The following is a 12,726-nucleotide window of genomic DNA, read 5'->3' on the forward strand; positions in this document are numbered from 1 at the left end:
GGCGCTCTTAAACCCAACACCGCAGCCACCGACAAACTCCATCGCGGACAAAGTCCGCAGTTTCTGGGTTCCCGCATTCGCGGGAACCCAATAAACAGTTACCCCTACGGCACAGCCAGGCACGGCCTCTCGTAGGAGCGAGCCACCCTCTGCACCGCTTTTTCCCACCCCACCTGAACCTACCCCCCAACCCCGCCCCGGCACACACTATCAACCGGATCAGCGAGGCCAATCGCCCCGCTGCCGATCTGCAGCCTCCGCCGCCCCAACCCCGGTCGCACCCGGGATGGGTGCGGCGGCTTTTTTTCCCGCAACTGTACTGGTAGCGCCCCATCGCCCGGCGCTAGAGTGCCTGCTGCGCAACGGGAAAAGAGAACGCCATGGGCCAGCCACTGACCTTCGACGCCACCGACGGCTACCCGCTCCGGGGCCGCCTCTGGCGCCATGCCGAAGCGGCGGCGCAGCCGCGCCCGCTGGTGATCGTCAACCCGGCCACCTCGGTGCGCAGCGACTACTACGCACGCTTCGCCGACTACCTGCACGGCCAGGGCTTCGACGTGCTCTGCTACGACTACCGCGGCATCGGCGGCTCGCGCCCGGCCTCGCTGCGCGGCTTTTCCGCAAGCTGGCTGGACTGGGGCCGCCTGGACTTCGAAGGCGCCCTGCAATGGGCCGACGCCAACGCCCCGCAGCAACCCATCCAGGTGGTGGCGCACAGCGTCGGCGGCTTCCTCGTCGGCCTGGCCCCTTCCAACCACCTCATCCAGCGCGTGTTCAGCATGGGCGCGCAGTTCGCCCACTGGCGCGACTACCACCCGCAGCGGCGCCTGCGCATGCTGCTCAAGTGGCACCTGGCGATGCCGGTGCTCAGCGGCCTGTTCGGCTACTTCCCGGCCAAGCGCCTGGGCTGGATGGAAGACACGCCCCACGGCGTGGTGCGCGACTGGACGCACCGCGCCCCGCGCTTCGAGGACGCCTACCGGCGCGGCCCGCGGGCCATGTCGGCGGAAGAACGCAGGCGCCTGGCCGAAGGCTTCGCCGGGCTGCGCGGCGACACCCTGGCCCTGAGCGTGACCGACGACGAATTCGGCACCGGCCCGGCCATCCAGCGCCTGCTCGACTACTACCGCAACAGCCGCTGCCTGCACCTGCGCCTGCCGCCCCGGGCCATGGGCTTCGCCAGCATCGGCCACTTCGCCTTCTTCCACAGCCGCTTCCGGGACAGCCTCTGGCCCATCGCCCTGCGCTGGCTGCGCGACGGCGAACTGGACGACAGCCTCGCCGCCTACCTGGTGCACCCGGCCCGGCGCCATCCGACGCCCGCCTGACAGCGAAATTCCCCAGGCAAATCAAGGCACTGCCCGACCGAAGGCTGTGATATCCCTTGGCCATTACACAAGACTGTCACATGGCTTTCATATGCTCTGCGCGTCCGAAACCCGCTCGCCAGAGCATCACAGCAGTCCGTGGTAGCCCGTGATGAAGACACTCCAAGCCCTCCTCGGCCGATTCGCCCGCTGGGAGCCCCTGCGGCGCCTGCGCATCGGCCAGCGTACCCTGCTCTGCTTCCTCTTCAGCGCGGCGCTGCTGGGAGGCGTCGGCGCCTATTGCCTGTACCAGATGGCGGCCATCCGCGCCCAGGGCGAGGCCATCGACAGCGACCAGCTGCCGAGCATCGCCCTGGCCGACAGCATCGCCCTCAACCTCGCCCAGCTGCGTGTGCGCTCCATGCAGCAGGTGGCCAACCCCGAGCCCATGGTGCGCAGCGGCAACAAGGTGATCATCGAGCAACTGGCCCTGGACATCGAACAGGAATTCCGCGCCTACCAGACGCTGATCAGCGACGACACCGAGCGCGGCGCCATCGAGGCGCTGCACCAGGCCTTCGGCCAGTTCATCCAGACCATCCGCGAGGAACAGCAACTGCTGGAGCAGCAGAAGCTGGACGAGGCGCGCACCCTGCTCATCGCCAACATCGACCAGCAGGGCGAAGCCATCGACACCCAGGTGCAGCTGCTGCGCGAACTCAACCGCCAGGCCGCGGACAGCGCCACCAGCGCGGCCGCCAGCGCCTACGCCCAGGCCCTGCGCATCGTCTGGGCGGCCCTGGGCGGCGCCCTGCTGGTCACCCTGCTGCTGGCCTGGCGCCTGACGCGCAGCCTGGTGCGGCCGCTGGCCGAGGCGCTGCAGGTGGCCGAGCGCATCGCCGGCGGCGACCTCAGCCAGGGCGTGCACAGCCGCGGCCGCGACGAGGCGGCGCAGCTGCTGGAGCGCCTGGGGCGCATGCGCGACAACCTGCAGGGCACCATCCGCCAGATCGGCGAGGCCGCCGAACAGCTGGCCACCTCCAGCGAGCAGATGAGCATGGTGATGGACGAAGGCAGCCGCGGCCTGCACCAGCAGCACGGCGAGATCGACAACGTCAGCCGCGCCATGAGCCAGATGAGCGCGGCGGTGGGCGACGTCGCCGAGCACGCGCAAAGCACCGCCGCGGTGGCCCGGCGCTCCAACGACGAGGCCCTGGACGGCCAGCGGCAGCTGGCCACCACCCTGGGCTCGCTGCGCGAGCTGGGCGAAGGCGTGCGCCACGCGGCGCAGCAGGCCCAGGGCCTGGCCGAGCAGACGCTGAACATCAGCAAGGTGCTGGACGTGATCCGCAGCGTCGCCGAGCAGACCAACCTGCTGGCACTCAACGCCGCCATCGAGGCAGCCCGCGCCGGCGAGGCCGGGCGCGGCTTCTCGGTGGTGGCCGACGAGGTGCGCGCGCTGGCCAAGCGCACCGGCGACTCCACCCGCGAGATCGAACAGCTGATCGGCGCCATCCAGCAAGGCACCGGGCGCACCGTCGAGGCGCTGCAGCAAAGCGCCGAGCAGGCCGAGCACACCCAGGGCCAGGCCAGCGCCGCCGACCGCGCCCTGGCGCAGATCATCGAGGCCGCGCGCAGCATCGACGAACGCAACCGGCGCATCGCCGAATCGGTGGAACACCAGGCCGCCATGGCCCGCGACATCGAGACCAACCTGGGCAACATCCGCGACCTGTCCAACCAGAGCGCCGCCGGTTCGCAGCAGACCAGCAGCGCCAGCCACGAACTGTCGCGCCTGGCCGTGGACCTCAGCGGCCTGGTGCAGCGCTTCCGCCTGTAAAAACGACCTGTTCTTCGTAGGAGCGAGCTTGCTCGCGAACGGGGTTTACCGGTGGCTACGGTGTTGGGTGCAAGGGCGCCCTCTCCCCAGCCCTCTCCCTGAAGGGAGAGGGGGCTTGTCCGTGCCGAGAGAAGGAATGGTTTCAGCCGGTAATCACTGTGCTAGCCGGCTAACGTCGCACTATCAGCATCTGCCCAACGGTCCCCTCTCCCTTCAGGGAGAGGGTTAGGGAGAGGGAGCGGAGTCAGCCGAACACGCCGAAGTCACCGGTACCGTCCGTTCGCGAGCAAGCTCGCTCCTACGAAAAGCGCATCGGCGCGGTCGGCAAGACTCTTGCGCCTGGGGTATGCCCATCTGTAGGAGCGCGCCCTGCGCGCGAATCGCGGGCAAGGCCCGCGGCTACACGAGAAGACCAGGTGCCATGACGCCGGATTTGCCCCGGATCAACCCCTTTCGAGCCGCAGCTGGCCTAGACTTGTTCCAACGACACAATGGATAAGGCCCACCCATGGATTCCTTCGGCGTCACCCTCGCAGTCATCATCTTCGGCATGTTCATGCTCGGCATCGGCTTCACCATCCGCGAGCGGGGCGCGGGCGTGCTGCTGATGTGGGTCGGCGTGCTGAGCATGCTGTCGATCATCACCTACCGCATCTACCTCGCCACCTCGGCGGTCTGAGCGCCGCGCCAGCCGTGCATCGCCCGGGCATAGCCGGCCGGGGCGAAGCGCAGGGTCACCCCCAGCATCAGCAGCACCGACAATGCCAGCAGCGTCCAGGAAGCCTGGAAGCTGCCGGTGGCGTCGCGCAGCCAGCCGGTGACGTAGGGGATGATGCCGGTGATGATGAAGCCGATGCCCTGCACGAAGGCCGCCAGGCTGCCCGCCGGGCCGGGTTCGGCCAGGTGGTCGAGGGTCAGCGTCAGGCTCAGTGCGAAGCAGGCGCCCAGGCCGTAGCCGATCAGCGCCACCCAGGCCGCCGGCAGCCCCAGGGGCGACAGCAGCAGGCCGGCAAAGCCGCCGAGCTGGATCAGCAGGCACAGGCACAGCCAGGGCCGGCGGTCCGCCGAGCCACGGCTCAGGGCCGGCATGCTCAGTGCGCCGAGTACCTGGAAGAGGGTCATCAGGCCGATCAGTTGGCCGCTGCCCTGGGCGCTCCAGCCCAGTTGCCGGTAGAACATCGGTAGCCAGGCCACCATGCTGGTGTAGCCGCCGTTGATCAGCCCGAAGTACAGCGACAGCAGCCAGGCCCGGCGGCTGCCGAAGAAGTGTTCGCCACGCCGCGCCACGCTGGGCACCGCCGCCTCGCGCGGGCGCACCAGGGCCCACAGCGCCAAGCCCAGCACGGCCAGCGCCACCCAGGCGCCCAGGCCCAGCTGCCAGTGCCCGGAGCCACCGGCCAGCACCGGCGCCAGCACCGCGGCGGTACCGCCGCCGGCCATCAGCGAGGCCGAGTACAGGCCCATGGCCGCCGGCACCCGCTGCGGGAACCAGCGCTTGACCACCCCCGGCACCAGGGCCTGGATGATCGCCACGCCGGTGCCGGCCAGCACCGCGCTGGCGATCAGCGCCAGGCCGCTGTCCAGCAGCAGGCGCCAGGCGCAGGCCACGGCGATGGCCAGCAGCCCGGCGAGCATGCCGCGGCTCTCGCCCAGGCGCGGGCCCACCCAGGGCAGCGCCAGGGCGAACAGGCCCATGCACAGCACCGGCAGCACGGTCAGCAGCGACGCGCCCTGGAAGCCCAGCCCGGTGGCCTGGCGGATTTCCGCGAGCAAGGGGCCGATGGAGGTGAGGATCGGCCGCAGGTTGATGCCCAGCGCGACTATGACCAGCAGGCCAATCCAGCCGACCCGCGCCTTGTCGCCGCTCACCCCTGGTGCTCCCGCCAGAACCCGTAGAGCCCCTCCTCGTCTTCCGGGCGCAGCGGCTGCAGCGGCAGCGACTGCCACTCCAGCGGCTGCGCCATCTGCGCGTACACCGCCGCGGTGGACAGCCCGTAGGGCTCGCCGTCGGCGTTGGAATAGGCATAGTAGGCGGCGCTGACGCCGCTCAGGTGCATGGCCGCCAGGCACATCGGGCACGGGTGGCCGCTGGCGTAGATCACGCAGCCGTCCAGGCGCGGGCTGCCCAGGGCGCGGCCGGCCTCGCGCATGGCCAGCAGTTCGGCGTGGGCGGTGGGGTCGTGGTCCAGGTGGATGCCGTTGGCGGCGCGGGCGAGCACCTCGCCGTCGCGCACCAGCACGGCGCCGAACGGACGGCCGCCGACCTCGACGTTGGCCCGCGCCAGGGCCAGGGCTTCGCGCATGAATGCCAGGTGTTGCATGGGGAGTCCTCCTCAGCGGGGCCCGTGCGGCGCCCCTTCGTCGAAAGGGATTATCCCGGCCTGGCTTTGCATGGTGAAATTAAATGGAAAAATGACTTCCAGTGGATTTCCAAATGCTAGACCCGACCCTGCTGCGCAGCTTCGTCATGGTGGTGGATGCCGGCAACTTCACCCGCGCCGGCGAGTGGCTGCACCTTACCCAATCCACCGTCAGCCAGCAGATTCTGCGCCTGGAGGAACAGCTCGGCTGCCGCCTGCTGGAACGCGGGCGCCGCCAGGTGCTGCCCACCGAGGCCGGCGAGCGCCTGCTGGGCTATGCCCGGCGCATCCTCCAGCTCGGCGAGGAGGCCCGCGCCGCCCTCGGCGAGGAACACAGCGAGGGCGTGCTGCGCCTGGGTATGCCCGAGGACTTCGCCGGCGAGCGCATGATGCCGCTGCTGGCGGCCTTCGCCACGCAGCGCCCGCGCCTGCGCCTGGAGGTTTCCAGCGGGCTCAGCCACGAGCTGCTGCGCCAGTACCGCAACGGCGAGCTGGACCTGGCCCTGGTCAAGCAATGGGGCGCCGACAGCGACTGCCTGGCGCGCTGGCCCGAACCGCTGTGCTGGCTGGACAGCGCCGCCAACCCGGCGGCCGCCCGCGAGCCGCTGCCGCTGGTGGCCTTCCCCCTCGGCGCGCTGTACCGCCAGGAGATGATCCACGCCCTGGAGGCCCAGGGCCGGCGCTGGCGCATCGCCTACGGCAGCGCCGCCCTGGCCAGCCTGTCGGCGGCGGTGGCGGCGGGCCTGGGCGTCAGCCTGCTGCCACAGCGCTGCCGGTTGCCGGGGCACCGCGTGCTCGGCGCCGCCGAGGGCTTCGCGGAAATCACCGGCCTGGAACTGGCGCTCTACGCCCGCGCCGACCTGCCCAGCGCCGGCCGCAGCCTGTGCGAGCAACTGCGCGAGCTGTGCGCGCCTCCAGGCAGGCGTCGAGCACGGAGGTGAGCAGCGCGATGGCGAGGATGGCCAGGGGCACGGGGATCACCAGCAGCGCCAGCCAGCCGCTGTCCAGCCCGGCCGGCGACCACCAGGGGCAGGCCGAACAACAGCGGGTCGTAGTCGATGCCCGGCTGCATGAGCATGGCGTACATGCCCAGGTAGCGCATGCCGGCGATGCCACAGCCCCAAGCGCCGGTACCTTCAACCAGATGCATTTCCATGCCGGGGCGCCGCCGGGTTTGCCGCTCGTCGGCCACAACACCTAAGCTGAGCAGGTCCACTCCGCGAGGAACCCCCTTGGCGAACATCCTGCAATCCCTGGCCCTGCCCTGGCGCCGCCTGGCCAACCCCTACACGCGCTACCGCTACGCCGCCTGGATTCACTGCGTGCGCGTCGGCCTGGCGTTGCTGGCCTCCATCCTGCTGACCACCGGCATCGACATCCCCCACGGCCTCTGGGCCTCGGTCACGGTGCTGGTGGTGATGGGCGGGCTGGTGCACCAGGGCACCATCCGCGGCAAGTCCCGCGACCGTATCCTGGGCACCCTGCTGGGCGCCGCCGTGGGCCTGGCGATCATCCTGGTGCACAACCTCAGCGGCTCCAACGTGCTGGTCTACCTGCTGATGTCGCTGGCCGGCGCCGTGGCCGCCTTCTACGCCATCCGCCGCCCCGGCTACGTGGCGCTGCTGGCGGGCATCACCATGTGCACCGTGGCCGGGCATGGCGACAACAGCATGACCGAGGGCCTCTGGCGCATGCTCAACGTGCTGATCGGCGTGGCCCTGGCGCTGGTCTTCGCGCAGATCTACCCGCTGCGCGCGGTCTACGTCTGGCGCTACCTGCTGTCGGACAACCTGCGCGCCTGCGCCCGCCTGTTCGGCCAACTGAGCAGCAGCGCCGACCTGCGCGCCGAGCACTTCGCCAGCCAGTTGGAGGAACTGGACCAGCGCCTGGTGGCCTCCCGTGCGCACCTGGCGCCGGTGGCGCGGGAAACCGGCATGCCGCTGCGCGAGCTGGAACTGATCCAGCGCGCCCACCGGGCCATCATGGGCACCCTGGAATCGCTGCTCGCCTCGCGCCAGTTCGCCGCCCAGGCCGGCGACATCGCCCCGCCGCCCGCCGACCTGGAGCCCATGCGCCAGGCCATCGGCCGCCTGCTGCTGCAATCGGCCCACGCCCTGAAGTTCAGCCGCACCTCGCGCCTGGTCCAGGAATGCCAGGGCAGCGGCCACCTGCCGCCGCGCCCGCAGAGCCTGGCCGGCTCCTTCGAGGTACAGGGCTTCTACTGGCTGACCCTGCGCCTGTACGAGCAGGTAGAACAGCTCTCCGCACAACTGGCCGGCAGCGCCGCGCACTGGAACATCCAGAGCCGCGACCGGGTGCCGGCGCGGTGAGTCTTCGGGCGCCCACTGCGGTGTCGGGAAACTACAGCTCCAATTGCGCCGGCGCTATGCCGAGCGCACTGGCGATGCGCTGTAGCGCGAAAAAAATGACACGTCCGGCAAAAGGCAAGGTCGAAACAGGCGTCAGGTATTCCTGACCGCCCCGATCGGCATCGGGTGAAGCGCCATCCACGGACCCGCAGGCTCGCCCTGCCAAGGCCCTGCGCCCTCAGGTTCATGGTGAACCCATCCAGGAGACAGCCCCATGAAGAAGATCGCCCTCGTCCTCGCCGCCACCCTTGCCCTGCCGCTGGCGGCCATGGCCGACAGCAAGCTCTGCGACGCCAACCTGACGCAGTTGAAGGACTTCATCGCCACGGCCAGCAAGAACGCCACGGGCGTGAAGGTCAACGTGGTGCAGGAGCATATCGACCAGGCCGAGAAGGCCCGCGCCGCCGGCGACTACGAGTCCTGCGTGAACCACACCACCCAGGCGCTGCGCATCATCCGCAAACCGGCCAATCGCTGACCGGGCTCTACCAGTGCGGGAGCCCACACCGGGCTCCCGTCACCCCGCGCCCGGGCATTGCACGCCGGGCGCCGTTTTTCGCCTCAACCGCAGTTGAGCCCGCGCACTATTTCGCTGTCGTCGACATTGATGTTCAGGCGCTGCGAGTTGTATTCCAGGGTCACCGCGTCATGGGGGTGCAGCGCGCGTGCGCTCTGCGCGCCGGAGTCGCGCCGGGCCTGCTCCACCAGCGCCTGGGACAGCGGCTTGCCGACCAGCGACTGCACCGCCCCGGCATTGCAGCGACCGGTTTCGGGCGCGGCGGCGGCCGGGGATTCGGCGGGCTTGTCGGCACTGCTGCAACCGGCCAGCAGGATGGCGCCGAACAGCATGGCCGGCAGGGCTCGATTCAAGGGCATAAAGCCTCCTTGGCTTGAGGGAAAACCGCAACCATAACAAGCCGCGCCGCAGCCGGCCCGGTTTTTGTGTTGCCGGCTGCATCGAATCAGCCCCAGAACGACCGTACGGCGCCCTTTACACAGGATTTACACAGCGCCGGTTACACTTTGCGGGAACAGAATGTCTTAGAAGTATCCGGCCCCCAGGCCGGGAATTTCAGGAGGTAAGACAGATGATTCGCCGGATCCCGCAACTCGCCCTGGTGTTGTGCGCGTCCTTCGCCCTGGCCGGGCAGGCATCGGCCAACAGCAATACCGATGCGGCGGCCATCGGCGCGGTGGTCGGCGCCGTCGTGGGTGGCGCTGTCGTCGCCGGCGCCTCCGCGCCGCCTGCCCCGGTCTACGTGCAACCTGCCCCGCCGCCGGCGGCCTACTATCCGCCGGCCCCGGTGTACTACGCTCCGCCGCCGCCTCCGGTGGCCGTGGTGGTGGCGCCGCCGGTGCGCTATTACCGGCCGGTGTACTACGGGCCGGCATACTATGGGCCGCGTTATTACGGGCCGCCCCATGGTTACTATCGTGGGTATCGGCATTGGTGATGGATGGGTAGTGCCTGGGTCTGGAAGAGCGCCGTTTCCTGTTGAAGGGAACGGCGTTTTTTCTGGGGCATGTTTTGTTTGCATCCTGAACCTTGGCCCCGCGTTCCTGACCTTCCCTCGTCATTCCCGCGAACGCGGAAGCCAGTGGCTTGGGGGCTTGGTGTAGCGCGCCGCTCCGAGTCTGCCCGACCGTCTTGTTTCGCCCCCTCGGGCGAGTCCCTTTTGTCAGTCGCCACAAAAGGAACCAAAAAGGCTTGCCCCGACATACGGGCCCGACACAGTCGGGCTACCCTCACGAACTCCCCCGCCACGGAGGCCCGCCCCGAGGGTACGTCCCTGTAGCCCATCGGGGCTCTCGCGACATCCATGTCGCATGACCTCCTGAGCGCCGGTTTCGCTCGGCCTGCTGAAGGGGCGCTCCGGTGCGCTCGGCTATTTCTCTGGAAATCCAAATCGCGGACAAGGTCCGCTCCTACGGTTACAGGAAGCACAGCTTTTCGTAGGATGGCGTTGAGCGAAGCGATACCCATCGCCGTGACCGCATGAGCACCTCGGCAAAAGACAGTTGCTCCTACGGTTCCAGGAAGCACGGGCGTAGGAGCGGACCTTGTCCGCGATTGGATTCACCGGCCACGCCGGACGCCCCGGCGGCACGAACGGCCCCCTCTCCCTCCGGGAGAGGGCTGGGGTGAGGGTAACGGACTGCACCGCCACTCCGCTGCCAACCTGTACTCCGCTCCCCCGCAAATGCCACCCCAATCCCATTCCTGAAAAACACCCCGCCACTCGATGGCCGCCCCGCCAGGCCGTGCCTATTCTTTGAGCATTCCGCCGCTTCGCTTACAGCCCCAGGAGGCCTGCATGGCCACGACCAGGAAGATGGGCCTCACCGGGCTGACCACCCTGGTGATGGTCAACATGATGGGCTCGGGGATCATCATGCTGCCCTCCAGCATGGCCCAGCTGGGCGCGGTCTCGCTGCTGTCGTGGGTGTTCACCGCCGTGGGCTCCATGGCCATCGCCTACTGCTTCGCCCAGTGCGGCATCTACTGCCCGCGCTCCGGCGGCATGTCCGCCTACAGCGAGGAGGCCCATGGCAAGTCGGCGTTCTTCCTCTGCTCGTACCTGTATTTCCTGTCCCTGGTGATCAGCAACGTCGCCATCAGCCTTTCCGCGGTGGGCTACCTGACGCCCTTCTTCCCCTGGCTGGGCAGCGGCTCGGTGCCCCTGCTCCTCGGGACCCTGGGGCTGATCTGGCTGACCACCCTGGCCAACTTCGGCGGCCCGCGGATCACCGGGCGGCTGGGCTCGGTCACCGTCTGGGGGGTGATCATCCCGGTGGCCGGGCTGGGCTTCTTCGGCTGGTTCTGGTTCCGCCCCGAGGTCTTCGCCGCCGCCTGGAACCCCAACGACCTGCCGGTCGGCCAGGCGATCACCGACAGCATCCCGCTGACGCTCTGGGCCTTCCTCGGCATGGAGTCGGCGGCGCAGAACTCCGACGCGGTGGACAACCCCAAGCGCAACGTGCCGCTGGCCTGCCTGCTGGGCACCCTGGGCGCGGCGGTGGTGTACGTGCTGTCCACCACCGTGATCCAGGGCCTGGTGCCCAACCCCGAGCTGGCCAACTCCAGCGCGCCCTTCGCCCTGGCCTATGCGCGCCTGTTCAACGACGGGGTGGGCAACCTGGTCATGGCCCTGGCGGTGATGGCCTGCGTCGGCTCGCTGCTGGGCTGGCAGTTCACCCTGGCCGAGACGGCCAAGGTCACCGCCGCTCAGGGCCTGTTCCCGCAGCTGTTCACCCGCGTCACCAACGCCGGCGCGCCCCTGGCCGGGCTGGTCACCTGCGCGGTGCTGCAGAGCCTGATCGCCCTGTCGACCATCTCGCCCAACGCCACCGCGCAGTTCAACAAGCTGGTGAACCTGGCGGCGGTCACCAACATCATCCCCTACATCACCTCGCTGACCGGGCTGGTGGTGATCCTCTACAAGGCCGGCGTCGGCCTGGAGCTGGTGCGCCGCAACACCGCCGTGATGCTGGTCGCCGCCTGCTACTGCTTCTACGCGCTCTATGCCTCGGGGCTGGAAGCGGTGTTCGGCGCGGCCCTGGTGATGGTGGTCGGCTACCTGCTGTTCGGCTTCATCGCCAAGCGCTTCGTCAAGGCCTACGAGCGCCTCGCCGCGCCGCCAGAGTCGCCATGAACCGCCTGCTCGCTCCCCTGCTCGCGCTGCTGTTGCTGGTGCCCGCCGCCCAGGCCGACACCCTGGCGCGCATCCAGGCCAGCCATACCCTGACGCTGGGCTTTCTGGCCGACAACGCGCCTTTCTCCGAGGGCGACGAGCGCACGGCCAGCGGCTACGCCATCGACCTCTGCCAGGCGCTGGTCGCCCGCCTGCACAGCGAGCCGGGCCTGGGCGACCTGCAGGTCCGCTACCGCCCGCTGCCCCTGGAGCAGGCCCTGGAAGCCGTACACGGCGGCCAGGTCGACCTGTTCTGCAGCCCGCTGGTGGAAACCCTGCAGCGCCGCGAGCTGGTCAGCTTCTCGCTGCCGGTGTTCACCGCCGGCCTCGGGGTGATCCTGCGCCGCGACGCCGACCCCACCCTGCTGGCCGCGCTCAGCGGCGCCCCGCGCGAACGCACCCCGACCTGGCGGGCAACCATCAACCAGGGGCTGAACCGGCGCAGCTTCGCCGTGCTGCGCGGCAGCACCAACCTGCAATGGGCGCAGCAGCAGGCCCGCGCCCTGGGCCTGCAGTCGCGCCTGGAGGAAGTCGGCAGCTACCAGGAAGGCGTCGAGCGCGTGCTGCGCCGCCAGGTGGACGCCTTCTTCGGCGAGCGCCTGTCGCTGCTCAACTACCAGGCCCGTTCGGCCGAAGGCAACCGCCTGCAGGTCTCCGAGCACCTGTTCGAAGTGGCCCGCGTCGCCCTGGCCCTGCCCCGCGACGACGACGCCTTCCGCCTGCTGGTGGACCGCTCCATCAGCGAAACCCTGCGCGGCCCCGGCGGCGAGGCGCTGTACAGCCGCTACTTCGGCCGGCCCTCGGAACAGCAACGCATGCTGCTGCGCCTGTACACCCTGCCCTGAGGCGGCGGAAGGTCCAGGGGACAAGGCCTCGCCTGCCTGCGCAGCTGGATGGAGCGCGGCCTGATCGCCACGGCCGACCCGCAGCACCTGCTGCTGTTCCTCTGGTCGGCCACCCAGGCGCACACCCACTTCGGCTGGCAGGCCTCGCTGATCACCGGCAAGGCCCGGCCGGCGGAGGCGGACTACCGGGCAGTGGCTGAAAGCGTGAGCCGGCTGTTGCTGGGTGCCCTTGCGGTGGATGGTGCGCGGGGGCGGTTGCGGCCTTTTCCGCTTTAGTGGGCGGCGGGCTTTCGTAGGCCGCTCCGGGGCGCTC

The 12,726-nt window shown here is 69.6% G+C and carries 12 protein-coding genes and 3 pseudogenes; 11 read left to right on the forward strand and 4 right to left on the reverse strand.

Annotated elements, in window-relative coordinates:
- Positions 1-380: 380 nt before the first annotated feature.
- The 4 genes and pseudogenes from PcP3B5_RS16180 (at position 381) to PcP3B5_RS32015 (ending at position 3,826) form a co-directional block, all read left to right on the forward strand.
- Positions 381-1,328: an alpha/beta hydrolase family protein gene (locus tag PcP3B5_RS16180; RefSeq protein WP_070065502.1), complete on the forward strand. Its 948-nt coding sequence runs from the start codon at positions 381-383 to the stop codon at positions 1,326-1,328.
- A 151-nt stretch (positions 1,329-1,479) separates the two neighbouring features.
- Positions 1,480-2,241, forward strand: a pseudogene (locus PcP3B5_RS32605) (MCP four helix bundle domain-containing protein); the annotation flags it as partial.
- Between the two features lie 312 nt (positions 2,242-2,553).
- Positions 2,554-3,147 (forward strand): annotated as a pseudogene (locus PcP3B5_RS32610) (methyl-accepting chemotaxis protein); the annotation flags it as partial.
- Between the two features lie 508 nt (positions 3,148-3,655).
- Positions 3,656-3,826 carry a hypothetical protein gene (locus PcP3B5_RS32015; RefSeq protein WP_009622326.1) on the forward strand — a complete coding sequence of 57 codons (171 nt, stop codon included), beginning with the start codon at positions 3,656-3,658 and terminating at the stop codon, positions 3,824-3,826.
- Here PcP3B5_RS32015 and PcP3B5_RS16190 read toward each other — a convergent pair.
- Both PcP3B5_RS16190 and PcP3B5_RS16195 read right to left on the reverse strand, forming a co-directional pair.
- Positions 3,802-5,034: a CynX/NimT family MFS transporter gene (locus PcP3B5_RS16190; protein WP_061563283.1), complete on the reverse strand. Its 1,233-nt coding sequence runs from the start codon at positions 5,032-5,034 to the stop codon at positions 3,802-3,804. The two genes, PcP3B5_RS32015 and PcP3B5_RS16190, sit on opposite strands and share 25 nt — an antisense overlap.
- Complete coding sequence (locus tag PcP3B5_RS16195) at positions 5,013-5,468, reverse strand: nucleoside deaminase (protein ID WP_061561853.1); 456 nt, start codon at positions 5,466-5,468, stop codon at positions 5,013-5,015. The genes PcP3B5_RS16190 and PcP3B5_RS16195 overlap by 22 nt, the downstream gene beginning before the upstream one ends.
- Positions 5,469-5,581: 113 nt before the next feature.
- Here PcP3B5_RS16195 and PcP3B5_RS16200 point away from each other — a divergent pair, with 113 nt between their 5' ends.
- Positions 5,582-6,448 (forward strand): LysR family transcriptional regulator, encoded by an 867-nt coding sequence (locus tag PcP3B5_RS16200; protein WP_061561854.1) that lies wholly within the window; start codon positions 5,582-5,584, stop codon positions 6,446-6,448.
- Here PcP3B5_RS16200 and PcP3B5_RS32205 read toward each other — a convergent pair.
- A pseudogene (locus PcP3B5_RS32205) lies at positions 6,408-6,651 on the reverse strand (MHYT domain-containing protein); the annotation flags it as partial. The gene PcP3B5_RS16200 and the pseudogene PcP3B5_RS32205 overlap by 41 nt on opposite strands.
- An 88-nt stretch (positions 6,652-6,739) precedes the next feature.
- Here PcP3B5_RS32205 and PcP3B5_RS16210 point away from each other — a divergent pair.
- Together PcP3B5_RS16210 and PcP3B5_RS16215 are read left to right on the forward strand one after the other, a co-directional pair.
- On the forward strand, positions 6,740-7,837 hold the full coding sequence (locus PcP3B5_RS16210; RefSeq protein ID WP_061561856.1) for an FUSC family protein: 1,098 nt from the start codon (positions 6,740-6,742) through the stop codon (positions 7,835-7,837).
- A 253-nt stretch (positions 7,838-8,090) separates the two neighbouring features.
- Positions 8,091-8,354 (forward strand): hypothetical protein, encoded by a 264-nt coding sequence (locus tag PcP3B5_RS16215; protein WP_009622333.1) that lies wholly within the window; start codon positions 8,091-8,093, stop codon positions 8,352-8,354.
- A gap of 83 nt (positions 8,355-8,437) precedes the next feature.
- On the opposite strand, the gene PcP3B5_RS16220 is transcribed toward PcP3B5_RS16215, so the two are convergent.
- On the reverse strand, positions 8,438-8,752 hold the full coding sequence (locus tag PcP3B5_RS16220; protein WP_009622335.1) for an I78 family peptidase inhibitor: 315 nt from the start codon (positions 8,750-8,752) through the stop codon (positions 8,438-8,440).
- Between the two features lie 212 nt (positions 8,753-8,964).
- Between PcP3B5_RS16220 and PcP3B5_RS16225 the strand changes: the two genes are divergently transcribed.
- From PcP3B5_RS16225 to PcP3B5_RS16240, 4 genes are all read left to right on the forward strand, one after another.
- Positions 8,965-9,330: a hypothetical protein gene (locus PcP3B5_RS16225; RefSeq protein ID WP_009622337.1), complete on the forward strand. Its 366-nt coding sequence runs from the start codon at positions 8,965-8,967 to the stop codon at positions 9,328-9,330.
- Positions 9,331-10,191: 861 nt separating this feature from the next.
- Positions 10,192-11,529 carry a putrescine-ornithine antiporter gene (gene potE / locus PcP3B5_RS16230; protein WP_043271668.1) on the forward strand — a complete coding sequence of 446 codons (1,338 nt, stop codon included), beginning with the start codon at positions 10,192-10,194 and terminating at the stop codon, positions 11,527-11,529.
- Positions 11,526-12,413 carry an amino acid ABC transporter substrate-binding protein gene (locus PcP3B5_RS16235; RefSeq protein WP_061561857.1) on the forward strand — a complete coding sequence of 296 codons (888 nt, stop codon included), beginning with the start codon at positions 11,526-11,528 and terminating at the stop codon, positions 12,411-12,413. The genes potE and PcP3B5_RS16235 overlap by 4 nt, the downstream gene beginning before the upstream one ends.
- A gap of 36 nt (positions 12,414-12,449) precedes the next feature.
- Positions 12,450-12,689 (forward strand): TetR family transcriptional regulator C-terminal domain-containing protein, encoded by a 240-nt coding sequence (locus PcP3B5_RS16240; protein ID WP_257724422.1) that lies wholly within the window; start codon positions 12,450-12,452, stop codon positions 12,687-12,689.
- Positions 12,690-12,726: the final 37 nt, after the last annotated feature.

It is taken from the genome of Pseudomonas citronellolis (genome assembly GCF_001586155.1).
GTDB classification, from domain to species: Bacteria; Pseudomonadota; Gammaproteobacteria; order Pseudomonadales; family Pseudomonadaceae; genus Pseudomonas; species Pseudomonas citronellolis.

Excerpts from the sequence above, each read along its gene's own strand:
- PcP3B5_RS16180 (WP_070065502.1), top strand. The coding sequence starts at position 381 with ATGGGCCAGCCACTGACCTTCGACGCCACCGACGGCTACCCGCTCCGG.
- PcP3B5_RS16220 (WP_009622335.1), bottom strand. The coding sequence starts at position 8,752 with ATGCCCTTGAATCGAGCCCTGCCGGCCATGCTGTTCGGCGCCATCCTG.
- PcP3B5_RS16225 (WP_009622337.1), top strand. The coding sequence starts at position 8,965 with ATGATTCGCCGGATCCCGCAACTCGCCCTGGTGTTGTGCGCGTCCTTC.
- PcP3B5_RS32015 (WP_009622326.1), top strand. The coding sequence starts at position 3,656 with ATGGATTCCTTCGGCGTCACCCTCGCAGTCATCATCTTCGGCATGTTC.
- potE (WP_043271668.1), top strand. The coding sequence starts at position 10,192 with ATGGCCACGACCAGGAAGATGGGCCTCACCGGGCTGACCACCCTGGTG.
- PcP3B5_RS16195 (WP_061561853.1), bottom strand. The coding sequence starts at position 5,468 with ATGCAACACCTGGCATTCATGCGCGAAGCCCTGGCCCTGGCGCGGGCC.
- PcP3B5_RS16215 (WP_009622333.1), top strand. The coding sequence starts at position 8,091 with ATGAAGAAGATCGCCCTCGTCCTCGCCGCCACCCTTGCCCTGCCGCTG.
- PcP3B5_RS16200 (WP_061561854.1), top strand. The coding sequence starts at position 5,582 with ATGCTAGACCCGACCCTGCTGCGCAGCTTCGTCATGGTGGTGGATGCC.
- PcP3B5_RS16235 (WP_061561857.1), top strand. The coding sequence starts at position 11,526 with ATGAACCGCCTGCTCGCTCCCCTGCTCGCGCTGCTGTTGCTGGTGCCC.